Genomic DNA, 24,684 nt, shown 5'->3' with positions numbered 1-24,684 from the left:
TTAGCATTTTATTACTAGACTACTATCATTAAAAAGACAAAGAGACCGAAGAGAGGCACTGGTTTTGACAAAAGGGGTATGTGATTTTAACTTTTATCTTTCGCGTTTAATGGCAACGTGTAAATTGGGTAGTAAATGAGTTGTATATATGGATAAAAGATGAAGAAGATTGGTTGACAGCCTATTTGAATTCCGAAAAGGAGGTATTATTATGTTAATTTATTGTTGTTTTATTGTTAATTGTTAGATGGAACTTCTTATTTTAGAAGCGGAGAAACAAATGAAAGCGGTAATTTAGTGGATTATAAAAAACACCTCGTGTAATAAAGGCTCATTTCTTAATGAGCCTTTATTACACGAGGTGTTTTTGAATTTTATAAGGTAACTACATTTGCAAATGCTTCGCTATGTTTTCGGCGTGCTTTACGGACATTAATTCGTTCAGGTGCTGTTCGATTAAGCATGATTTCTTCATCAGTTTCAGGGATAACGTTTGGGACGATCATTGGTTTCCCTTCATCATCTAATGCAACAAATGTTAGAAAAGAGGTTGCGGCTAGTTTACGTTCACCTGTTCTTAAGTCCTCAGCAATAACCTTAACAAAAACTTCCATTGAGGAATTTCCAACAGAAGATACATAAGACTCTAGGTTAACAGAATCACTCTGGCGTATAGGTACTAAGAAATCTACTGAATCTGTTGAGGCTGTTACGACTTCACATCGAGAATGCTTTGCAGCTGATATCGATGCTACATCATCAATATAACTCATTAATCTTCCACCAAATAACGTATTATGGTTGTTTGTATCTAATGGAAATACTCTACTTGTTTTTATTACTACTGATTCTCTGCATTTTTTCTCTGCTCTTGCAGTCATTTTATTCTCTCCTGACGTTCATGTATGTAATATCTCGCTATTATATTATTGGTTCTACTTCTAACATCGTCAATTAATTTGCTTTATATTCTCAAGAAAAGGATTGAAACAGCTGATTATCTAAAAAAGTTGATTATAGGAATAACAAAAAGGATGTTAAAAGTAGAAGTTCATATTATAATGAACACAAATGAACATATAAAAACTATAGTGAACCATCAGCGATTGTTTACTATTTTAGGAGGAATTTCATTGAATCAATCAAAAGGTGAAAAACATTGGATTATACCGGATGGTTATATACCGCCGTTAAGTACTGGAGAATTAATGAGTCACGAATCAATTTGCATCTTAAATTGTAACGAAGAGGCTGCAACTATCTATATAACGATTTACTTTGAAGATCGAGATCCGATCGAGAAGATACCGGTCATTGTTCAAGGGAAGAGAAGTAATCATTTACGTACTTCTACCTTGGAACAGGAAGGAACATTTATTCCAGTAGGTATCCCATATTCAATAGAAGTTGAAAGCAATCTACCAATTATTGTTCAATATAGTCGTTTAGACTCTACACAGCCTGGGTTAGCACTTTTATCAACCATGGGCTATCCATTAAAATGAGAGGTAATGTAGGTATGTTAACCAAAAAGTAGTGTCGGCTTTGTAAGGGTTTACAAGATAAAAATTTAAAAAGTAAAGACTATAATTCTTGCAAAATATATAGATTAAAATAGAAATTGTCAAAATAGTGGGTAACCTACTGAGGTGAACATCTTTGTAATGAAACGGGTTAACTTAGATTTACTTTCTCGCTATAAAAACTTAAAAATTAAATATAAATTAATTGTGTTTATTTCGATCATCATGCTCGTATGTTTATTGTTTATCATAATTGGTTTTCAGTACGCTTTTACTAGTTATGATGAACAGATATACCGTAAATCCTCTCAAGTATTGATCATGTCTTCAAATAGGATAGAAGATGAATTAAAGAGAATAGAAGAAGTAACTTATAATGTACTAACAGATCAGGGCATTCAGAATTCGTTAATGAAAACGAAGAGTGATGTAACCAAATATGAACAATACCAGATTGAAAGACAGATATGGGAGAAACTCACCAATTATGTAGGTTCAGAAAAATACATTGAATCTATTTACCTATTTGATTTAAATGGTACAGAATACCGAGCAGGAGGAGGGAAATCAGCAGGGCTTATTGAGAACATGGAAGACATTATTAGGAAAGCAGAAGAAGGTAACGGGAGTAATGTATGGATGTCCCTTGATGAAACAGAGAAATCAATTGTATCCACAAGACAGTTAAAAACGTACGAAAATTTAAGTCTTGATAAACTTGGAACAATTGTTATTCAAGTTAATTTAGATGAGATTATCAAAGAATTGCCCAGGGTCTGGGATGGTGAGGAAGGCTTTATCATGATTTCAAAAGGTGAAAACTTTTTTTATAAGGAGAAGACCTTTCCTCATCTAGATAAACTAGATTTTACGATTAATAAAAAACAAGGCTATCAAATTCAAAATGTATATGGCAGAAGTTATTTTGTTACACATTCTAAGTCCCCGTACGAGAATTGGACCTATTGGAATGTTATTCCTTTTGGATCGATGTTTGCAAAGGTAACATCGATTAAATTTATTGTTTTATTTTTATTTTTGACGATATTCTCGACGTCCATTTATATGGTAATTCGGTTTTCTAAGAGAATAACAATACCAATAGAGAATCTTGTTACTGTTAGCAAAAATGTTCAGGAGGGTGACTTTAAAGTAGCTGATACATTTACCTTCTCACAATACCAGGATGAGGTCGGAATACTCCACAATAATTTTTTCATTATGCTTGAGAGAATTAACGAGTTGATAAAAGAAAATTATGAAAAACAATTATTAATAAAAGATACCGAATTTAAAGCTTTACAATCGCAAATCAATCCTCATTTTCTCTACAATACACTTGAATCAATTAATTGGCTTGCGAAAACAAATCATCAGCAGCAAATTTCAAAGATGGTTGAGTCGCTTGGCTACTTATTACGAAATGCGATAAGTTTAAAAGAAGATGTGATTACTTTGCAAGAAGAGTTAGAAATGGTTAAGCATTATGTAACCATTCAAAAGTTTCGTTTTGAAGAAAGGCTTGATTTTCTCTTATTGATCGATGAGGAGGTAAATCAATGTGCACTTCCAAAATTAGTTATTCAACCATTAGTTGAAAATGCTATCCACTATGCGTTAGAAATGATGATTGAGCCTTGTAAGATATCTGTAACAGCACATAAAAAAGGAGACAATGTTCATATTCTTGTCGAGGACAACGGGGTGGGTATCGAGGAGCAAAAGCTCGAATTGCTGAAATCAGGTAAGCTAAAAACTCGAGGTAATGGAATAGGGTTAGTAAATATTGAGGCCAGAATCAAATTTGTATTCGGAGATGAGTATGGATTATCAATAACTAGCAAACTAAATAAAGGTACAAAGGTTAAGCTTGTCATACCATATCAAATGGGGTGGGACTAATGTATAACGTATTATTAGTGGATGATGAGAGAATTATTTTGGAGGGGATCTCTAAAATAATTAACTGGGAAGAGATTGGCACGCAATTAATTGGAACAGCAAAAAACGGAATTGAAGCATATGATTTCATCTTAAAGAATCGTCCACAAATTGTAATTTGTGATATAAAGATGCCTGGTTTAAATGGTCTAGAGTTGGTTAAAAGAATTTCTGAGAAGGGGCTAACGACTAAATTTATTATTCTATCTGGTTTTGGAGAATTTAATTATGCAAAAAAAGCGATGGAGTACGGTGTGAAATATTATTTAGTCAAACCATGTAATGAAAATAGTATCGTTGAAGCACTTCAAAACGTAATGGAAGAAATAAAGCTGGAGGAAAAAAACGATCAGTATTTAATAGAAATGAAGAGGCGTCTAGAACAAATACAACCCTATGTAAAAAAACAATTATTAAAGGAGTTTATTACAAGTAAGACAGATAGTAGCAAAGGTATTGACTTTTATGAGAACCTATTACGAATTAATTTTCAAGATGATAAAATCCGGTTGATTTTGTTCAAGCCAGAAGGTGATTATTATTATGAGCATATGTTTATAATTGAAAATTTAGGTGAGGATTTATTTGGTCCTGCTATTTTATCTACAAACATAGGTGAGAATATCCTATTCTTGGTTCATGATTTTGATCTAGAGGATATAGAAAAAAGAATTATCCAGCTTAGAGATCATTTTTATGAAATTTATAATCTTGATATGACAGTTGCTATTAGTGAACATGACTCAATTGCAAATGCTAGAAACTTATATATCGATGCATTAGAAAGTTTGAATCATCGATTTTACCTCGGTGAAGGAACGATTATTACAAAAAGAGATATAAATCAGGAACAGCATTATCGCAGTTTTGAATTTGATGGACAAAGTCTTTGTTTGTTAATAAAGTCTGGAAATTGGCAGAAAGTTGAAAGTGAAATTCAGCGCTTTTTTAGTGAACTAACTGAGAGAAGGTTGACTTCAAGTTTAACAACATCGTATATTCTACAGCTTTTTCTGTTAATGATTCAGAGCGCAGATACAAAAGCGATACAAGAATACATGAAGAAAATGTCTACTTTCATGGAGTTGGATACCTTAAAACAAATGGAAGACTATTTTTTGAGAATGGCAAAAGAGATTACTAATGTTTATTACGATAAACATAAATCAAACCATTCAACTGTGATTCACAGTATGGTTGATTTAGTTCACAATCATATAGGGAATGCAGAGCTTTCTTTGAAGTGGGTTGCTAATCGGGTGTATATGAATCCCGATTATTTAGGTAAGTTATTTAAACAAGAAACAGGAGAAAAGTTTTCTAGTTATGTCACTCAGATGCGCATAAACAAAGCGATTGAACAAATTGAACAAATGGATGATGTAAAGCTGTTTACAATAGCTGAAGAGATTGGATTTGGTGATAATCCCCAATATTTCAGTCAAGTTTTCAAGAAATATACGGGTTATTCTCCTTCTGAATATCGAAAGTCGATCTAGAACTTTAATAAACTACTAATTCTCCATTAAGTGTTGAAATCGTCCATTAAAAAAATAGCGAGTAATAACAAAATAGAAGGTCTATCTTCAATAAACTCTGTTTTTTAAACATGAATGTCTGATTTTTAAATTCAAAAGATTCCAAATAGACTGTAAGATATTCATTGTAAGCGTTATCAAATAGAGGTCTAAGGGGGATTTAGAATGAAGAAGTTCTTGTTTTTGTTGCTATCGATTGTGATGGTCTTTTCAATGGCAGCATGTAGTGGAAGCGGTACATCAGGGGAGTCGGCAGATTCAGGTAAAAGTAATGATAATAAAAAGGATGAGAAAGTAACGCTCCGTATTGCATGGTGGGGTTCTCAACCGCGACATGATTATACATTAGAAGTTATTAAAATGTATGAAGAACAAAATCCAAATGTTAAAATCCAAGCTGAATATGCAAGCTGGGATGATTATTGGAAAAAGTTAGCCCCACAAGCATCAGCTAAAAAATTACCAGACATTATCCAAATGGATCTTTCCTACTTTTCTCAATATGCAGAAAATGGACAGCTAGCAGACCTCACTCCATTTGTAGGTGATCAAATAGATGTAACGAATTTCAATGATAATATCATTGATGGAGGAAAAATTGGTGACAAATTATATGGCTTTAATGCTGGGGTCAATGTAGTCGGCTTCCATTATGATCCTGAAATGTTGAAAAAAGTAGGTGTTGACTCTCTTACAGAGGATTGGACATGGGATGATTACAAGGAACTTGCTAAAAAGGCAAAGGATGCCGGTGTATATGCAGATACAGGTATGAAGGCTGATGTCTTTTTTAACTACTATTTAAGAACTTTAGGAAAATCATTATATAGCAAGGACGGTACTACTTTGGGCTATGATGACGATCAATTGTTTATGGATTTCTTTGAAATGACGTCTGGATTGGTAAAGGATGGTGCTGTACCCACGCCTGATTATCTAGCTCAATTAAAAGGTATCGAGGATGATCCAGTTGTTACAAAAGACGCGATTGGTATATGGCAATGGTCCAACCAATTTGTTGGTTTACAACAGGTAGCAAATCGACCATTAAGTATTCATAATATGCCAGGACCTGGAACAAAAGAAGGATTGTATTTAAAGCCTAGTATGTTCTGGTCAGCAGCATCTAACTCAGAACACCCAGAAGAAGCAGCTAAGTTTATTAACTTCTTCGTGAATGATATTGAAGCGAATAAGATTATATTAGGAGAACGTGGAATACCAGGATCTTCTAAAGTAAAGGAAGCGTTGAAACCCGAACTTACTCCGGAACAAGTTCAAGTATTTGATCATGTAGAATGGGCTGAAATAAATAGTTCTGCGTTTGATGGGCCAGACCCAATTGGAGCAGGTGAAGTAATTGAACTGTTAGACAGTCTAGGTGAACAAATGGCCTTTGGTGAGCTAAAAGTTGCTGATGCTGCAAAACAATTTAGAAAACAAGCTGAAAGCATCCTTTCACAAAATAAATAATAATTTTATCAAAACAACTTTTAGTAAAAAAAGATAAGAGGAACTACAATTGTATGTTCTGACCCTATCCTTTGGGTCAGAACATATCTTATAACCAGCCTATTTATCCACACTATGCTGATGTTCCGGAGAAAGGAAATGATACGATGAATACCCGTGCAATTAAGCGAAATTTGAATGGTTACTTATTTATAAGTCCCTTTATTATTGGATTTTTGGCGTTTACATTCATACCGATTCTTGCGTCTTTATATTTTTCTTTTACAAAATATGATTTGTTTTCAACACCTACCTGGGTTGGGTTAGAAAACTATAAAAAGATGTTTACCGAAGATCCTAGGTATTGGCAATCTCTAAAGGTGACACTCATTTATGTCTTTGCCGGTGTGCCGTTAAGGTTAGGTTTCGCCTTGGTCGTTGCAATGGTATTAAATACTGTTTCTAGAGCTGTAGGTCTGTATCGGTCATTATTTTATTTACCTTCATTAATTGGTGGTAGTGTTGCAGTTGCGATTATGTGGAGAAATATATTTGGTGATGAGGGAATTGTTAATATCTTTCTTGGATTGTTAGGGATACCAGATGTTCGTTGGTTTGGTGATCCAACTGCAGCCCTTTGGATGTTAATCTTTTTATCAGTATGGCAATTCGGTTCTTCGATGTTAATTTTCCTTGCAGGATTAAAAAGTATTCCAGTTACTTATTATGAAGCGGCAAGTGTCGATGGTGCTAGCTTTTGGCAAAAGTTTACGAAAATAACACTGCCAATGCTTAGTCCTGTTATTTTATTTAACACAATTATGCAGACAATCGCAGCATTTATGACTTTTGTACCCGCATTTATTATTTCAAAAGGTACTGGTGGCCCGTTAGATGGGACCCTTCTTTATTCGCTCTATCTCTTCATTCAGGGCTTTGAATTCTTCAATATGGGATATGCCTCAGCAATGGCATGGATCATGCTGATTATCGTAGGAATATTGACAGCGATCGTGTTTTTTACATCAAGGTTCTGGGTTCATTACGAATCTGAAGGAGGGAAGTAACAAATGAAGAAAAAACCGGTAAAATGGTGGGTATATCACGTACTAGTGGGCGGCTTCGCATTGTTAATGCTCTATCCTGTCATATGGCTATTAATGAGTTCATTTAAACCAAGCGATACGATATTTGTTACGGCTAAATCACTTATTCCTGACCCCTGGATCTGGGATAACTTCGCACAGGGTTGGGAAGGTATTGGTGGTAACACATTCGGTGTGTTCATTAAGAACACCGCAGTATTAGTGGTTTTAACAATGATCGGTCAAGTCATTTCGTCGGCTTTTATTGCATTTGGTTTTGCCCGATTGGATTTTGTGGGTAAAGGCTTTTGGTTTGCGATCATGCTAGTCACGCTAATGCTTCCGTATGAGGTAGTGATGATCCCTCAATATATTATTTTTGCAAAACTTGAATGGCTTGACTCAATTAAGCCTTTAGTTATTCCAGCATATTTCGGTCATCCATTCTTTATTTTTTTACTAGTACAATTTATCCGTACAATACCTAGAGAACTGGATGAGGCAGCGACAATTGATGGTTGTAGCACATTTAAAATCTTTTATAAAATCATTTTACCATTAATCAAACCTGCTCTTGCAACAGCTTCGATCTTCTCATTTTATTGGACATGGGATGCTTTACTTGGACCTGTACTGTATTTAAACAGTCCTGATAAGTATACCGTTTCTATGGCCTTAAATATGTTTCTAAGCAATGAAACTGTATCAAACTGGGGTGCCATGTTTGCAATGTCAATCGTTACATTAATTCCGGTGTTTGTAATCTTCTTTCTATTCCAACGTCATGTTGTCGAAGGAATTAGTACTAGTGGATTAAAGGGATAAGTTATAAACTAAGTGTTATCTGAATGGAGGAATAGACATGCAAACATCTGGAGTAATGAGTGGGTTAAATCAATTATTAGAATGGGTTACTAGATTAGTATTTTTAAATTTATTGTGGATTTTCTTTTCACTGTTAGGTCTCGTTCTGTTTGGTTTTTTTCCTGCTACTGCTGCATTGTTTGCAGTGGTACGGAGATGGGCATTAGGTGATATGGATATTCCAGTCTTGAAGACTTTTTGGGTTTCATATAAAAAAGAATTTATAAAGAGTAATTTGCTTGGTTTGTTGATCATAATCAGTGGAATTGTATTGGTTATTGACTACCTTTTTCTTCAGCAAGCAAATGAGACTATTTTAAACTTACTATATGTACCCTTTCTGATCGTCACGTTGATAATGACCTGTATGCTTTTTTATATTTTTCCGATGTATGTTCATTATGAAATGAAGGTTCTACAAATCATTAAAAATTCATTTTTTGTGATGATTATGAATCCAATCTCGACGATCGTCATATTGATAGGGTGTTTCGGTTTATTCTTCCTACTTTCGTTTGCACCACCTTTAATGATCATTTGCAGTGGTAACATTTTAGCGTTGGCAATTACGAAACCAGCTAACACAGCATTCAATAAAATAAACGTAAAGCATCAAAAGACGATGCAGGAATTGAAGCCATTAGAAATGAATAGATAGATATTTTTAAAACGATATGTTTTTCATATTAATATACGAGGAGGATGAATATGAAAAAGTCTTTCCTTTTTATTCTTCTCTGGGTATTTATTTTATCTGCTTGTAATGGTAATAGTCAGTCAAATATAGTAACTGACAGTAAAGAACACGTCACAATAAGAGTTGCTTGGTGGGGTGGACAGCCACGTCATGAAAATACAATGAGAGTTATTGAAATGTTTGAAAGGGAATATCCACATATAAACATTGAAGCCGAATTTGCTCACTGGGATGACTACTGGAAAAAGCTTGCCCCGATGGCTGCAGCAAATCAGCTACCTGATGTCCTTCAAATGGATATGGCTTATTTAGCTCAGTACGGTGAGAAAGGCTTGCTAGAAGATTTAACTACATACATAGAAGATGGGATAATTAATAGTTCAGCAATTGATAAAAATATTATTTCAAGTGGAAAAATCAATGATAAAATGTATGGATTTACTCTCGGTGTAAATGTATTATCTGTGATTTCTAATGATGATATGCTAGAAAAGGCAGGTGTGGAAATCGAAGAAAATTGGAACTGGGATGATATGGAACAATATGCGTTAGAGATTAAAAGAAATGCAAATGTATATGGTTCAAATGGGATGAGCCCACCAGATGTTTTCTTTCCGTACTATTTAAGAACAATGGGAGAGAAATTCTATAAAGACGACGGCACAGGTTTAGCCTATAAAGATGATCAATTATTCATCGATTATTTTGAAAGACAAGTTAGGTTAATTGACGAAAATGCATTTCCTACTCCTGATGAAAGTGCAGCGGTTAAGGGGATGGAAGATGACTTTATTGTAAAAAAAAGTTCAGCTATTACATGGAATTACTCTAATCAGTATGCTTCTTTTGTTCAATTAACGGATGCACCACTAACACTCCATGTGCCACCAGATCATCTTAAGAATAAAGCATTATTCTTAAAATCCAGTATGTTGTTCTCGATCCCAAAAAGCTCAAAACAAAAGGAAGCTGCCGCGACATTTATTGATTTCTTTGTTAATAATGTTGAAGCTAATATTCAAATGAAAGGGGAACGAGGTGTTCCTGTTTCATCGGAGGTTGCAGAAGCGATTAAATCAGAAATTACCGATGAGGAAATGAAAATTTTCCAGTATGTAGAAGAAGCTTCATCGTTAACCAATGAGATTTATCCACCAGATCCAATTGGCAGTGTAGAAGTAATGAAGGTTTTAAAAGATGTTTCTGATCAAATATTGTTTAAGAAAATCACTGCTGAAGAAGGTGCAAAAAGATTTAGGGATTTAGCTGAAGATATTTTAATAGAAAATGAAAAGCTTGAGTAAGAATGAAAACATAGTTTAGAAAAAGTACTAGTGTACGATCAGATTAATCTTATGGAGGAATTATTAAACATGCCAAAACAACTTGATTTTGATGATGCAGAGATTATTCAATTGATTGATAAAGTAATCAAGCGGACATTTCAAATGGATTTTAATTGGGATTGGCCTGGCGGTGTAGCTTTTTATGGAGTTGCAGAAGCGTATGATGCAACTGGAAAACAAGAATATATCGATTTATTAACAGCATGGGTAGATGAATGGCTAGAGGATGGACTACCAAAATTATCAATTAATGGTGTTTCTATAGGTCATGCCCTGATCACACTCTACAAAGTAACAGAGGACGAGAAATACCTAGTGGTTATAAAAGAGATGGCAGAATACTTACAAAATGATGCCCTCCGTTTTGCGGATGGAATATTTCAACATACGGTGAACTCCGAGAAGGATGTATTCCCTGAACAAGCATGGGTTGATACGATGATGATGGCAGGGTTATTTCTCCTACGTGTCGGTAGACTAGTCAATCGAGCAGACTACTTTGAAGACGGCTTAAAACAATTTCATGGCCATGAAGATTTCTTGCAAGATCCGATAACGAATCTCTATTACCACGGTTGGGATAATATTTCTAAGAACAATATGTCTTCTGTTTTTTGGGGACGTGGTAATGGATGGGCTGCTCTGACAATGGCAAAAGCTTTGGAATTAATAGAAGTTCAACATCCGTCTTATATGGTTATTGATTGTTCATTAAGGGATCAATTAAGTGCGTTGGTTAGACTTCAGGATGATTCTGGTTTATGGCACACGATTGTGAATGATCCAACCTCTTATTTGGAGATATCTGGTTCATCAGCAATTGCTGCCTCCTTATTAACGAGAGGAACGCTTTATAACAAAACGATTCAAAAATCAATTCAAGGGATACTAAATGAATTTGAAGAAGATGGTAGGGTTTCGAAGGTTTCAGCTGGAACGGCCGTGATGAATGATGATGAAGGGTACAAGAGTGTGCCATATAAACGTATTCAAGGTTGGGGACAAGGATTAACGCTTGTGTTTTTAGCGGAATTATTAAAATCTAGTAAACAAGTCTATCGTTAAGTAGAGATACTTGGAGGTGATTTTAGTCAAGTGGATACATCAATTAGCAAGGTTTCTATTTATTTAGCGGGGGATTCGACTGTAGCAAGTTGTCCAGAACATGAAGCACCCATGGCTGGCTGGGGCCAGTTGTTTCAAGACCTTTTTAAGAATAATCTCATCGTACATAACCATGCGATGGGTGGCAGAAGCTCAAATAGTTTCATTGAAGAAGGTAGATTACAGACAATATTAGACCAAATTCAAGCCAATGATTACTTGTTTATTCAATTTGGTCATAATGATCAAAAATCATACGGAACAGAACCGTTTACAACCTATCAAGCTAGTTTACAACAGTATATTAATGGAGCAAGAGAAAAAGGAGCACATCCGGTATTGCTGACATCGGTTCACCGTAGGAGGTTTGATTCAGCGGGGAACCTAGAAAATACGTTAGGCGAATACCCAGTTGCAATGATTCAATTAGCGGACAGACTGGAAGTACCTTTAATTGACTTATGGTCAAAAACAAAGCAACTTTATCAATCACTCGGAGTTGAAGAATCGAAGCAATTGTTTACGATCTTTCCTCCTTATACGCAACCGAATTATCCAGATGGTATAGAGGATAATACACATTTTTGTGTGCAGGGGGCTTTGGAGATTGCTAAACTAGTTGGTGAAGGAATTAAAGAATTACACTTACCGATTGAAGAATACCTTCAATCATAAATAAGGAATAAAAGACAAAGTTTCAATTTATTTTGGCTCTTTGTCTTTTCTCTGTTTTTTTCACCTATAGTGAGATAGATGCCTACAAATCCTTTAGCTCTGTTTCAATAACAGATCGAATCGCTCTTAATGTTTGACCTTTAAAAGAATCTGGAACAGTTTCACTATTTAGATTCTTATAGTAGTAAGCATGAAATTCTCGCTTATATGTAAAACCAATTGTATTTAATGCGTGTTGTAGAGTTAAAGGTATCTCGTTGAAACCGGTTTTCTCTATATAATAAGTAGTAGGATATACACGAACATCTATATCACCCTTACCTGTATACACCACAAATAAATCACGGTCATTTTTCAGTAACCATAGATTTTTAGTATAAAGAGAGATTCGTGAATGTTCTAATGATGAGATCCCTTGTAGGTTTATCCCATAGATTAATTTAATAATCGTGATCATATCCTCGTAGGTTTTACTATTATTCGTTTTAATAAAAATATCCATTACCTCAGATTTTTTTAGATTCATTATGTGTTGGTCTAACTCAATTGTTGAATTTATTTGTGAAAACTCTTTTCTCAAGCAAACCATTATCTCTTCAGGATAGATAAAGAGTTTAGCACCTTCACCGTCTTCAGAGATTTTATTTAAGTTCAGTCCAAAAACTTGATTAAGGACTCTTTTAAATCGGTCACTTGTAATAGGTAAATCAGTAAAGGAGAAATAACGTTCAATCACGTTAATTTTAGTCATCTTATTGATGATATGATCATGTGCTATAGACTTAGGAGAAGAACCAAGGCTTTCTCTTAAAACACTCATGATATCATAATGGTACTTTGTCGGTATAATTGGCTTTAAATGGTTATTTTTAATTTGTTTCTTTTTTAGTACGACAGTTGCTAAAATAATGGTTGAGAGTGAGGTTAAGATGGTAAGACAAAAGATATACCGCTTCATTCGTTTCATTAAATTACCTGCCTTTATGTTTAGTTAACAGATGGTTCAATATCATTATTACAAGTTTAATAAATAAATGATAGAGTTACCACTTAAAAAATTGAAAAAATTTCCTTCTTCGCCTTCAATATCGTTTTTACCATCGAAATGTTTCTTGATGAGTCCAATGAAATAATCCTTAGTAAAAACTTTTAATAGAAACATTTGACAGAATATATCAAAAATAGATTGAAAAATCACAAGACTTCGCTTACACTTATATTAAATGTTCACGTGTGCATTAATCTTATAAAGTATGAACAAAGGTATTTCGCGTGGCATAATGACACAAAGGGGATGAGTTACTTGAACACATTCATGGGAGAAAATTTCTTGTTAACAAATGAAACCGCTATCAAATTATATCGCCAGTATGCTAAGGAACTACCAATAATTGATTACCATTGCCATTTAAGTCCAAAGGAAATCTATGAAAATAAACGTTTTAAAAATATAACAGAAGCATGGTTATATGGTGATCATTATAAATGGAGAGCGATGAGAGCGAACGGAATTGAAGAAAAATATATTACTGGAGAAGCTAGTGATTATGAAAAATTTCTAGCTTGGGCAAAAACTGTGCCAATGACAATTGGTAATCCTCTTTATAATTGGACACATTTAGAATTACAACGTTATTTCGGTATTTATGATATCTTAAATGAAAAAAGTGCACCGATGATTTGGGAAAAGGTAAATAATTTATTAAACGAGGATGGATTTTCAGTACGAGAATTGATCAAAAAGTCTGGAGTAGAAGTGATTTGTACAACTGATGACCCAATTGACTCTTTACAATATCATAAAGATCTAAGTGTTATCGAAGATTTAGCTGTCCGTGTATTACCAAGTTTTCGCCCAGATAAAGGCCTAGAAATAAACCGGGATGGTTTTAAATCATGGGTTGAAAAGCTATCAGAGAGTGCTAATATTTCAATAAACACCTATGATGACTTCCTAACAGCGTTGGAATCCAGAGTTGATTTTTTCCATGAGATTGGCGGAAGAGTTTCCGATCACGCTATCGATACAATGATGTATGTCGATGCAAATAAAACAGATATCGATCAGATTTTCACAAAGGCACTGGCTGGCGAGAAAATAAGTCAAGAGGACGAGAAGAAGTATAAATCGTATACACTTGTCTTTTTAGGGAAAAAATATGATAGCTTAGACTGGGCGATGCAATTACATATAAATGCCCTCCGAAATAATAATAGTAGAATGCTAGCAACACTTGGACCTGATACAGGCTACGATTGCATGAACGATGACTTAGTTGCTAAGCCATTAGTGCAGTTCCTTGATGCATTAGACCGTGAGGATACTCTACCTAAAACAATCCTTTATTCGCTAAATCCGCGTGATAATCAAGTACTTGCAAGTATCACCGGGAGCTTTCAAAGTGGCGGGATCCGCGGCAAAATCCAATTTGGAACAGCTTGGTGGTTTAATGACAATAAGGATGGTATGTTAGATCAAATGAAGGCTTTAGCCAATGTTGGTTTATTTAGTCAATTCATCGGTATGTTAACCGATTCTCGAAGTTTTCTATCGTATACTAGACATGAATACTTTAGAAGACTAGCTTGTAATTTACTCGGTGAATGGGTAGAAAGTGGCGAAGTTCCAGATGATCAAGAGCTTTTAAGCGAAGTTGTTCAAGGTATATCTTATCAAAATGCAAAGGAATATTTCAGTTTTTAAATATAGGCTGTTTTCGCACACTTTGTTGCTAGTTTACCGAGTAGTGCGCTTGGGTTGATGTCCGCTCAGATGCTCATCTTAAGAGGGCGCAAAGCTTCTCCTATAGGGGTCTCGCACTTCCGCTCCAATCAAACTTATGTAATATTCGTTTGAATAGCAACAATCTTTTATAGTAAAAAGCCAAAAATAAAACATATGAGGATCTAAAGGCAGGTTTTTCAAGTGGGAGTTACCATAAAGGATATTGCGAAACTAGCAAACGTATCACATACAACCGTATCAAGAGCACTAAATAATAGTCCGCTTATAAAAGAAAACACAAAACAAAAAATAGTTGAAATTGCTAAGCAACTAAACTATTCACCAGATGTCAATGCTAGAAGTCTCGTGCTTCAAAAGTCCTATACAGTCGGACTGTTTTTAACAAGCTTGACGAATGGTACTTCATCAAGCTTCCTTGCCGAAACCATTAGAGGAGTTAATATGGTAATTGGAGAAGATTATAACCTTTTTGTAAGTGGAATCCAAGAGTTTCAAGATTTCTCTGCCATCAATCCTAAGCGTTTTGATGGCATTATCTTAATGAGTCAAAGTGATGTTGATAACCAGTTTATCTATCACGTTTTAAATCAAGATATTCCTATTGTTGTTCTTAATCGACAAGTAAATGATCATAATATTACAAATGTTTTATCAAACGATCGTGTTGGTTCTTACGAGGCAGTTAGTTTATTTATTGCCAACGGCCATCGTGATATTGCTATTATTGAGGGAACCTCTCAATTTCGTTCTTCACAAGAACGTAAAGAGGGGTACTTACAAGCATTAATGGAAAGTGAATTACCAATTCACCAACAGTATATTGTAAAAGGGAACTACAATATGGAGAGTGGTTATCACGCAATGAAGAATTTATTAGCACTAGAAAAACCACCAACTGCTGTCTTTTGTTCAAATGACGATATGGCGATTGGTGCAATGAAGGCAATAAATGAGGCCGGTCTACAGGTACCGATAGATCTCTCAATTATTGGCTTTGATGACATCGGCTACTCTGAATTCTCAATTCCTGCTCTTACCACAGTAAAAAGACCTATTGAATTAATTAGCAAGGTAGGTGCTAAAAAACTATTAAAATTGTTAGCTGGAGAGGAGAAAGATAGTGATCCGATCTTCCTTACGACTACATTAGTAACTAGAGAATCTGTATCATCTCCTCGCTAAGTAAGAGTGACATTTTTAGTTTAAGCCTGTAGTAGGTGTATAGTTGCAGTTAATTTCAGTAAGAAAGTAGAGTCAACTGACTTTAAATTTGACTCATACATGAAATTGTTCACGTGTGCATAATAATATTCTAGGAGGTAGTAGCTTGAAACAATTATCAAAATCTGTAATAACCGACGAGCAAGCATATCCTGAAAAGGTTTTACAATTCGGTACTGGAAATTTCCTACGGGCTTTCTCCGATTGGCAAATACATGAAATGAATAAAAAGAATCTCTTTAACGGTAGCGTGGTCGTTGTGCAATCAACGCCAAATGGAACCGTATCAACAATTAATGAGCAGCAAGGATTATATACGCTTTATTTGCAAGGAATAAAAGAGAATAAGTCAGTTAGTGAGCATCAGGTCATTAGCAGTATAAGTAGGGGATTAAATTTAGTTGAGGAATATGATGGCTATTTGGCATTAGCTAAAAATCCCGATTTGCGATTTATCCTATCAAATACAACAGAAGCTGGAATTTCTTTCAATTCCAATGATACACTTCATGACCGACCACAAAAAAGCTTCCCAGGTAAATTAACTGCGTTTTTATATGAACGATATCAATTCTTTCAGGGTGATCTTGCTAAAGGGTTTATTATTCTTCCATGTGAGTTAATTGAGGATAATGGAAACGAACTTAAAAGAATAATAAAAAAATATGCAGATGCATGGAAATTAGAAGCTGGATTTCACGATTGGATCGAAGAAGCAAATACATTTTGTAATACATTAGTTGATCGGATCGTACCTGGGTTTCCAAAGGATACAATTGAGGAAATAACGGCTAAACTGGGCTATACAGATAAGTTGATCGTATCTTGTGAGCAGTTTCATTTGTTTGTTATTGAAGGACCGGAATTTATCAAGGATGAATTTCCAGCAGAAAAGGCAGGTTTAAATGTGCATGTAGTGGATGATTTAAGTTCTTTTAGGCTGAAAAAAGTTAGAATATTGAATGGTGCACATACGGTAATGACTCCGGTAGCATTTTTATATGGGTTAAATACTGTTAGAGAAGCCGTCACAAAAGATACGATGAAAGATTTTGTTGAACATGTCATTTACAACGAAATTCTACCAACCTTAAAATTTCCACAATCGGAGCTTAATCAGTTTGCTAATGATGTCTTAGATCGATTTAAAAATCCATATATTCACCATTACTTATCTAGTATCGCTCTAAATTCAACCGCAAAATTTAAAGCAAGAATTTTACCGACATTACTAGACTACTTCGATCAATATCAAAAGCTACCAACTGGCATTGTTTTTTCATTAAGTTCACTGTTGTATTTTTATCGCGGAAAACGTGAAGATGAATATATCACTCTCGTAGATGATGAGGGGACATTATCATTGTTTAAAGAATTATGGAACAATTGTGATGGTAGTAATGAGGCTATCGAAATTCTTGTTTCATCCGTTTTGTCAGAGGAGAAGCTGTGGGGGATAAATTTAAACCAAATACCGAATTTAAAAGAGATGGTTACCAACTATCTATTTAAGATTTATCATACTGGGATAAAAGAGGCAATCCCAAACCAGTCACAATTGAAGGAGGATTACAATGAAAGCGTTCATTAAAATAAATGCACAGGATAACGTCGCTGTCGCTATTCGAAAAATAGACAAAAATGAACGACTTGAAATTGAAGGAGAAAACATCCAAATAAATGAGATAGTTGAAAAGGGTCATAAATTCGCTTTAACAGCAATTAATCAAGGGGATAATATCATAAAATATGGATTTCCTATTGGTTATGCCACTGAAAACATAGCAATCGGAAGCTGGGTTCATTCACATAATATAAAAACAAATCTTTCAGGTGTTGAAGAGTATGAATACAAACCAATAAAACAAACTTCAAGGCTGGTGAAGGCAGAACGAACATTTAAAGGCTACCGAAGAGAAAATGGGCAAGTAGGGATACGGAATGAGCTTTGGATTATTCCTACTGTTGGTTGTGTAAATGGAATAGCAGATCAAATTATTCGTGAATTCGAGGCAAGAGTAGATGGGATTAGCCCATTTGAACTTATTCACGTTCTAAAGCATAATTATGGCTGCTCACAACTGGGCGATGACCATATTAACACGAGAACATTTTTAGGGAATGCAGTGAAGCATCCAAATGCAGGTGGTGTACTTGTTCTAGGTCTAGGGTGCGAAAATAATGATATTAATGAGTTTAAAGATTCGCTAGGTGAATTTGATGAATCACGAGTTAAATTTTTACGGTCTCAAGAAGTTTCCAATGAGATTGATGAAGGTGTCGAACGATTAATGGAAATCTACGAGAATGCTAGAAATGATAAACGGGAAGATATTCCATTATCAGAATTGAAAATCGGATTAAAATGCGGTGGTTCTGATGGATTCTCGGGAATCACGGCAAATCCATTACTCGGAAGATTATCTGATTTTCTTGTGGCTCAGGGTGGAACAACAGTGTTAACAGAAGTACCTGAAATGTTTGGTGCAGAGAAAATTTTAATGGAAAGAGCAGAAAATGAAGAAGTGTTTCTTAAAATCGTCGAGTTAATTAATGATTTTAAACGGTATTTTCAAAAACACGAACAGCCAGTTTATGAAAATCCATCACCTGGCAATAAAGCAGGAGGAATAACAACGTTAGAGGATAAGTCACTCGGTTGTACGCAAAAGGCAGGAACAACAACAGTTGTGGACGTACTTAAATATGGTGAGACATTACGCACTAAAGGATTGAATTTATTAAGTGCCCCTGGGAACGACTTAGTTGCCTCATCTGCTTTAGCAGCAGCAGGATGTCAGCTTGTCTTATTTACAACAGGAAGAGGCACACCATTTGGAACTTTTGTCCCAACAATGAAAGTATCAACAAATACACAAATCTATGAAACAAAACCGCATTGGATCGATTTTAATGCAGGTACACTTATTGATGGTCAATCATCCGACAATCTATTAGAAGAATTTATTAGCTATATTATTAACGTGGCAAGTGGGGAAAAAGTAAATAATGAAAAGAATAGCTTTAGAGAGATTGCTATTTTTAAAACAGGAGTGACCCTATAAGCAGATTGAATGGGGCTGACTTTGTGTCAGTCCTTTTATTTATTCTATTTTACATAATATAGTTATTGGTAATGTGCTGATGGAGAATTAAATAATGTATAAATATAATGATAAAGAGACTGAGGCTGATAATTATTAGTAATAAAACAATCAAACTTTATTGAATGCTTTAGGCAAAAAAGATTATTGATAAAAATGAAAATGAGTTTAGATCTTTCTAACGTATTTTGTTCAGACGTACAAAATAACAATACAAAAAGCTAGCTATTTCGTTTGTCAATTATATATGTTTTAGCATATGTAAAAGGATCAAAAGTTTATTCTTCCAATCCCTCTAAAATCCTATTGCAATATAGATCCTTTATTTGTCTTTTTTTCTGAAGAATAAAACCCACCAAACTAATAAATACAAGTACCTATGATTCCCTTTTATAAATATTTGAAAACTCAACTAAACATTTCCTCACTGATTATTGCCGTTAAATAAATAAAAAAACTATTGATATATCAATAAATAAAGGGAGTCCAATTCATATGCGAATAGACCTCCCTTTTGTAATCCTATTTAATATTTTGTATTAAACAACCGAACCCGTTTAGATCTTTAAAGTACTTTTTCATATGTTGATTTTCATTTCCACCAGCTATCATACATGCTTGCTGGGACTTCGCGTTTGTGTTGAGAGAATAGGTAGCGTTTTTCAATTTTATCAGCGACAAATTGATCAACTTGTTTTCCTTCTAAATAATCATCTAATTGATCATAGGTGATTCCAAGCTCTGTTTCATCAGCTTGTAAAGGAGTGTGATCTAGTAAATCGGCTGTTGGTACTTTTAGGTATAAGCGTTCTGGCGCACCTAATTCTTTCAACAAGCTTTTTCCTTGACGTTTTGTTAGGCCTGTTAATGGTAGTAAATCGGCACCACCATCACCGTATTTCGTGTAAAATCCAGTGACAGCTTCTGCAGCATGATCTGTTCCAATAACTAATAGTCCGTTCTGGCCTCCAATTGCATATTGAGTTATCATACGAGCACGAGCTTTAACGTTCCCTTTATTAAAGTCAGAAAGCTGCTCACCAGTAGATTCTTTATATGTTTTAGCAAATGCATCAACTGTATTAGAAATGTCTACCGCAAGATTTTTATCGGGATTAATAAAAGATAGCGCTAATTGAGCATCAGCTTCATCCTTTTGAATACCATATGGGAGTCTAACAGCTGTAAACGTTGCCTCGTGACCTTCACTTCGGAGCTCCTCAACTGCTAGTTGTGCTAATCGACCAGTTAAGGTAGAATCTTGCCCACCGCTAATCCCAAGGACATATCCCTTTGCGCCTGTTTTCTTTAAATAGTCTTTTAAAAAGGTAATCCGATTGTGAATCTCTTCTTTAGGATTAATTGTCTCTTTTACATGTAAATCACTCATGATTTGTTTTTGTAAATTCATGTTTATCCTCCTAAATATATTGAATGTTCTTTAATGTATTGATAACACGCTTCTGGTAATAAATAGCGTGGTTCACCACCAAGGGAAAACTCTTCTCTGATATAGGTTGAACTAATTTCCATTGCTAAACCCTTATCGATTAAATGAAAGGTCTCACCGTTGTCGTTATTACGTAAAATAGGAGAGGAGCTTATTGATTTTAGCATATTAATTCCATCTCTTGCCATGACAATGAATTTATTTTCTTTTACTAGAAGGTCTGAATTACCCCATTTGCCATTACCAATATCAATTAATAGGTCTGCACCCATAATAAAATAGATCGTATCATTTTTATATTTACTTTTAAAATAATTTAACGTTTCATAGGTCGATATATTCCAGGCATTTAGGTTCATTTCATAATCATCAGCGCAGAATGTATCATTGTTATCAAGTGCTAGCTGAAGCATATTCCAGCGATGGTGATCATCTGTTTTCATTTGCTTATCTTTTCGCTTGCTTGAACATGGTAAGAAAATGACTTTATCAAGTTTGCAGCGATGTAAAATCGTACTTGCTGTCCAGAGATGTACATTTGTAATTGGGTCAAAGGAAGACCCATATATCCCAATTTTCCCCAAAGTGATCACTCCAAAACGATTTATTGAAAAACTGTTTTCACAAAGATTTTTTTCGTAATCAGCTACAGAGGAGGGAGATTACTTACCATTATTTGATATCATTTCTGCAACCTTTTCTTTAACCTCTTCAATATTTTTCATTTTGTTATTCCAACATTTTTGACTCAAATCTACAGGGTATTCCTCCGGATGCAAGGTACGTTTGTATTCATCCCAAAGTAAATGTAAATTCTCCTTTGTATAGGATTGCATTTCGTGCAATGCAGGAGAGTGATAAACAACTTTACCTTCTTCAAAAATCTTTTGATGTAGTTCTTTAGCGGTAAAATTAGTAACGAATTTACTTATAAAGGTGTGTACTGGATGGAACATTTTTATTTTCTGTTCATCCTCTGGTTGTTCATCGTGAAGAGTAATATAATCACCTTCAGACTTATTATTCAAACGATTAATGATCCGGTAGACTTTTTTCAATCCTGGTGTTGAAACTTTTTCTGGATTTCCACTAAGCTTAATTGTATCAACCATTTGTCCATTCTCACCTTCAATGGAAACAAGCTTATAAACAGCTCCTAATGCTGGTTGATCGAAGGCTGTTATCAGCTTTGTTCCAATGCCCCAAGTATCAATTTTAGCGCCTTGTGATTTTAAGTTCATGATTGTTTCCTCATCTAAATCATTAGAAGCAACAATTTTAGTGTCATGGAAACCTGCCTGATCTAGCATTTTTCTAGCTTCCTTAGATAGATAAGCTAGATCACCACTATCTAAACGAATAGCCTTAAAGACAATTTCATCACCCAATTCAGTCGCTACTTTAATCGCATTTGGAACACCTGATCTTAATGTGTCATAGGTATCAACGAGAAAAACACATTCTTTATGACGGCGTGCATATTTATGAAAAGCGATATACTCATCTTTATATGCCTGGATAAAAGCATGGGCATGTGTACCAGAAACAGGTATTCCGAACAATTTACCAGCTCTTACATTTGAAGTTGCATTAAAACCACCGATAAAAGCTGCTCTAGTTCCCCATATTGCTGCATCCATTTCCTGTGCTCTTCTGGTACCAAATTCCATGACAGTATCATCACCAGCAACGTGTTTAATTCTTGCTGCTTTTGTTGCGATTAACGTTTGGTAATTAACAATATTTAAAATGGCCGTTTCGATTAGTTGTGCTTCTGCCAAAGGTGCTTCAATACGGATAATTGGTTCATTAGCAAAAATCATTTCACCTTCAATGACAGAATACACATTTCCAGTAAAGCGGAGATCCTTCATATAATTTAGAAAATCTTCCTTATAGCCTAGTTCATCTTGTAAATAGGTTATATCTGTTTCGCTAAATTGGAAGCTTTTAAGATATTGAATCATTCTTTCGAGACCAGCAAATATCGCGTAGCCATTACCAAAAGGAAGTTTGCGAAAATACACTTCGAATACTGCTTTTCGAGTATGAATTTGATCATCCCAATAAGATTCAGTCATATTTATTTGGTATAAATCCGTGTGAAGAGCTAAACTATCGTCATTATAATTTGCATTCATATAAGAGTTCCTCCAATAGAGATCAATTTATTAAGCTATGGTCGATAGTCAACTATTTGACAGAGACGTTTAAACTTGTTTGAAAGTGAGTTAATGCCCAATCGTGTCCTTGTTGATTAAAGCTTGCAACAGCCTTTTCATGGACTACAATTGAAAAGCCCTTATTATAAGCGTCTACGGCTGTATGAAGGACGCAAATATCTGTACAAACACCAACTAGATGTACTTCAGTTATTCCCCGTTCTCTTAGTTTAAGTTCCAGGTTTGTTCCCGCAAATGCACTATATCGTGTTTTATCCATCCAATAGACGTTATCGTTTTGTTTATTATTTTGATAGACTTGTTGAAGTTTTCCGAATAAATTTCGACCTTCTGTTCCTCTAATATTATGTGGTGGAAATAACGCTGTTTCAGGGTGTAAACGATCACCTTCATCATGCAGATCAATAGCAAAAATGACATAATCATTATGTGTAATAAAATCATTTGTTAGCTGTACAATGTTTGATTCAATCAATTGTCCGGGTTTACCACAAGTTAATGCTCCATTATCTGCTACAAAGTCATTTGTATAATCAATATTGATTAAAGCCTTCTTCATCATTCTTACCCCCTAGATTAATTATTTATAGTACTGTGTATGACATACGTATTTCTTTATCCAAATCCAGTTCATACTACTCTTAACGGTCCATTGAGTATTTTAACTAATATCTAGCCGTGTAAATCGGTCTTACAATATTTTGTTCATCTGCAAATCGATATAGTTGTGTTGGTGTTTTAGATGTTCTTTGTGTTTTTTGACCAATCACTTCCTCAATAAAAGGGAGGGTCTTAATTTTTCTTGAAAATGCTTGATCACTAGTAATCGCTGGATCGCTTGTAACGGTTTTTAGCACTGCTTGTAATTCAGAGTACGTAAAATTTGTTTGTAAGAAGTTCTTTGCTATTGTTGTTTGCAGTAAATCATGTTTAATGATCGAGATAGCATCCTCGATAATCTCGCGATGATCAAACGCTAATTCAAGATTAAATACTTCATCAAAAGGAAATAGCAAGACATCATCTGCATCATCATTTGCTTTTCGTTTCGCAAGTTCGTGTTCTGGGACAATGGCATAATGTGCATTTGAAATAATCCATCCACGTGGGTCTCTACCTGGCTTATCATAAACACCAAAATGCTTAATATGAATACTGTTTACACTAGTTTCTTCTTCAAGCTCTCTTTGAGCTGCTTCAAGGGCAGATTCGTCAGCTTGAACAAAACCTCCTGGTAATGCCCATTTTCCAGCTTCAATATTGGGTTGACCCTCAGCGTTTAATTGTGCTCTTTTGATCAGCATCAACATTAACGTCATATGAGGTGGCTTAAAATCTCCAATCCGAGAAGATAGGATTGTAAAAACTGCAATGTCAGAAGTGTATCCATCAGGTGTTCGGTACTGGCTTGAATCGTATTGTTCTAAAGCTTCATGGTTAGACATTTTTTAGGACTCCTACGTTATTTTTAATTAACTAAATGTTAATTGTTAATAGTATAATATGCTATTCGTTTTTCAATGTCAACTGTTAATAGGGAAAATAGGGAAAAGGTACCGTTGAAATAATAATAAATGAATGAAAGTTGATGAAGAAAAAGAAAGTGTGATTAGATAAATGAACTTATACATTCACTTATTTATGGATTAGGGGGTTAGAAAAGAGATAAAAAGGGACTAATTCAAAAGGTGGAGGGTTAGGCTTAATCCAACCCAGGTATATGGTGCTCTTCCTGAGTTGGTTTACGTTTTTAGA

At 34.8% G+C, this 24,684-nt stretch carries 21 protein-coding genes; 14 read left to right on the top strand and 7 right to left on the bottom strand.

The window, feature by feature from the left end; genetic code table 11:
• Window positions 1-374: 374 nt before the first annotated feature.
• Window positions 375-881 (bottom strand): acyl-CoA thioesterase, encoded by a 507-nt coding sequence (locus AC6CHR_RS01060; RefSeq protein WP_498246590.1) that lies wholly within the window; start codon window positions 879-881, stop codon window positions 375-377.
• A gap of 252 nt (window positions 882-1,133) precedes the next feature.
• Here AC6CHR_RS01060 and AC6CHR_RS01055 point away from each other — a divergent pair, with 252 nt between their 5' ends.
• The 10 genes from AC6CHR_RS01055 to AC6CHR_RS01010 all read left to right on the top strand — a co-directional run bounded on the left by AC6CHR_RS01055 (window position 1,134) and on the right by AC6CHR_RS01010 (window position 12,225).
• Complete coding sequence (locus AC6CHR_RS01055; RefSeq protein WP_498246589.1) at window positions 1,134-1,505, top strand: sensory rhodopsin transducer; 372 nt, start codon at window positions 1,134-1,136, stop codon at window positions 1,503-1,505.
• A 144-nt stretch (window positions 1,506-1,649) separates the two neighbouring features.
• Window positions 1,650-3,425, top strand: coding sequence for a cache domain-containing sensor histidine kinase (locus AC6CHR_RS01050; RefSeq protein WP_498246588.1), 1,776 nt, complete (start codon window positions 1,650-1,652; stop codon window positions 3,423-3,425).
• Entirely contained in the window at window positions 3,425-4,963 is a 1,539-nt protein-coding gene (locus AC6CHR_RS01045) for a response regulator (protein ID WP_498246587.1), read from the top strand. Before AC6CHR_RS01050 ends, AC6CHR_RS01045 begins: the two co-directional genes overlap by 1 nt.
• A 204-nt stretch (window positions 4,964-5,167) precedes the next feature.
• Window positions 5,168-6,475, top strand: a complete 1,308-nt coding sequence (locus tag AC6CHR_RS01040; RefSeq protein WP_498246586.1) for an ABC transporter substrate-binding protein — start codon at window positions 5,168-5,170, stop codon at window positions 6,473-6,475.
• A gap of 146 nt (window positions 6,476-6,621) precedes the next feature.
• Complete coding sequence (locus AC6CHR_RS01035; protein ID WP_498246846.1) at window positions 6,622-7,521, top strand: carbohydrate ABC transporter permease; 900 nt, start codon at window positions 6,622-6,624, stop codon at window positions 7,519-7,521.
• A gap of 3 nt (window positions 7,522-7,524) precedes the next feature.
• Window positions 7,525-8,364: a carbohydrate ABC transporter permease gene (locus AC6CHR_RS01030; RefSeq protein ID WP_498246585.1), complete on the top strand. Its 840-nt coding sequence runs from the start codon at window positions 7,525-7,527 to the stop codon at window positions 8,362-8,364.
• A gap of 37 nt (window positions 8,365-8,401) precedes the next feature.
• Window positions 8,402-9,061, top strand: a complete 660-nt coding sequence (locus AC6CHR_RS01025; RefSeq protein ID WP_498246584.1) for a YesL family protein — start codon at window positions 8,402-8,404, stop codon at window positions 9,059-9,061.
• A gap of 50 nt (window positions 9,062-9,111) precedes the next feature.
• Window positions 9,112-10,404, top strand: coding sequence for an ABC transporter substrate-binding protein (locus AC6CHR_RS01020; RefSeq protein WP_498246583.1), 1,293 nt, complete (start codon window positions 9,112-9,114; stop codon window positions 10,402-10,404).
• A gap of 69 nt (window positions 10,405-10,473) precedes the next feature.
• Complete coding sequence (locus AC6CHR_RS01015) at window positions 10,474-11,511, top strand: glycoside hydrolase family 88/105 protein (RefSeq protein WP_498246582.1); 1,038 nt, start codon at window positions 10,474-10,476, stop codon at window positions 11,509-11,511.
• Between the two features lie 30 nt (window positions 11,512-11,541).
• Window positions 11,542-12,225, top strand: coding sequence for a rhamnogalacturonan acetylesterase (locus tag AC6CHR_RS01010; protein WP_498246581.1), 684 nt, complete (start codon window positions 11,542-11,544; stop codon window positions 12,223-12,225).
• Between the two features lie 82 nt (window positions 12,226-12,307).
• Here AC6CHR_RS01010 and AC6CHR_RS01005 read toward each other — a convergent pair whose 3' ends face one another.
• Entirely contained in the window at window positions 12,308-13,192 is an 885-nt protein-coding gene (locus tag AC6CHR_RS01005; protein WP_498246580.1) for a hypothetical protein, read from the bottom strand.
• 348 nt (window positions 13,193-13,540) lie between these two features.
• Between AC6CHR_RS01005 and uxaC the strand changes: the two genes are divergently transcribed.
• The 4 genes from uxaC (at window position 13,541) to AC6CHR_RS00985 (ending at window position 19,257) form a co-directional block, all read left to right on the top strand.
• Window positions 13,541-14,929 carry a glucuronate isomerase gene (uxaC, locus tag AC6CHR_RS01000; RefSeq protein ID WP_498246845.1) on the top strand — a complete coding sequence of 463 codons (1,389 nt, stop codon included), beginning with the start codon at window positions 13,541-13,543 and terminating at the stop codon, window positions 14,927-14,929.
• Window positions 14,930-15,151: 222 nt separating this feature from the next.
• Complete coding sequence (locus tag AC6CHR_RS00995; RefSeq protein WP_498246579.1) at window positions 15,152-16,153, top strand: LacI family DNA-binding transcriptional regulator; 1,002 nt, start codon at window positions 15,152-15,154, stop codon at window positions 16,151-16,153.
• Between the two features lie 145 nt (window positions 16,154-16,298).
• Window positions 16,299-17,783 carry a tagaturonate reductase gene (locus tag AC6CHR_RS00990; RefSeq protein WP_498246578.1) on the top strand — a complete coding sequence of 495 codons (1,485 nt, stop codon included), beginning with the start codon at window positions 16,299-16,301 and terminating at the stop codon, window positions 17,781-17,783.
• Window positions 17,767-19,257, top strand: a complete 1,491-nt coding sequence (locus AC6CHR_RS00985; protein ID WP_498246577.1) for a UxaA family hydrolase — start codon at window positions 17,767-17,769, stop codon at window positions 19,255-19,257. Before AC6CHR_RS00990 ends, AC6CHR_RS00985 begins: the two co-directional genes overlap by 17 nt.
• A 631-nt stretch (window positions 19,258-19,888) precedes the next feature.
• Here the strand turns inward: AC6CHR_RS00985 and nadE are convergent.
• The 5 genes from nadE to AC6CHR_RS00960 form a co-directional block, all read right to left on the bottom strand.
• On the bottom strand, window positions 19,889-20,707 hold the full coding sequence (gene nadE / locus AC6CHR_RS00980) for an NAD(+) synthase (RefSeq protein WP_498246576.1): 819 nt from the start codon (window positions 20,705-20,707) through the stop codon (window positions 19,889-19,891).
• Window positions 20,708-20,709: 2 nt separating this feature from the next.
• Complete coding sequence (gene nadD, locus AC6CHR_RS00975) at window positions 20,710-21,330, bottom strand: nicotinate (nicotinamide) nucleotide adenylyltransferase (RefSeq protein WP_498246575.1); 621 nt, start codon at window positions 21,328-21,330, stop codon at window positions 20,710-20,712.
• A gap of 78 nt (window positions 21,331-21,408) precedes the next feature.
• Window positions 21,409-22,887: a nicotinate phosphoribosyltransferase gene (locus tag AC6CHR_RS00970; RefSeq protein ID WP_498246574.1), complete on the bottom strand. Its 1,479-nt coding sequence runs from the start codon at window positions 22,885-22,887 to the stop codon at window positions 21,409-21,411.
• A 52-nt stretch (window positions 22,888-22,939) separates the two neighbouring features.
• Window positions 22,940-23,488: a cysteine hydrolase family protein gene (locus tag AC6CHR_RS00965; RefSeq protein ID WP_498246573.1), complete on the bottom strand. Its 549-nt coding sequence runs from the start codon at window positions 23,486-23,488 to the stop codon at window positions 22,940-22,942.
• A gap of 106 nt (window positions 23,489-23,594) precedes the next feature.
• On the bottom strand, window positions 23,595-24,374 hold the full coding sequence (locus AC6CHR_RS00960; RefSeq protein WP_498246572.1) for an NUDIX domain-containing protein: 780 nt from the start codon (window positions 24,372-24,374) through the stop codon (window positions 23,595-23,597).
• Window positions 24,375-24,684: the final 310 nt, after the last annotated feature.

It is taken from the genome of Metabacillus sp. GQ13 (genome assembly GCF_059758525.1).
This window is presented reverse-complemented; position numbering and strand designations above follow the sequence as displayed.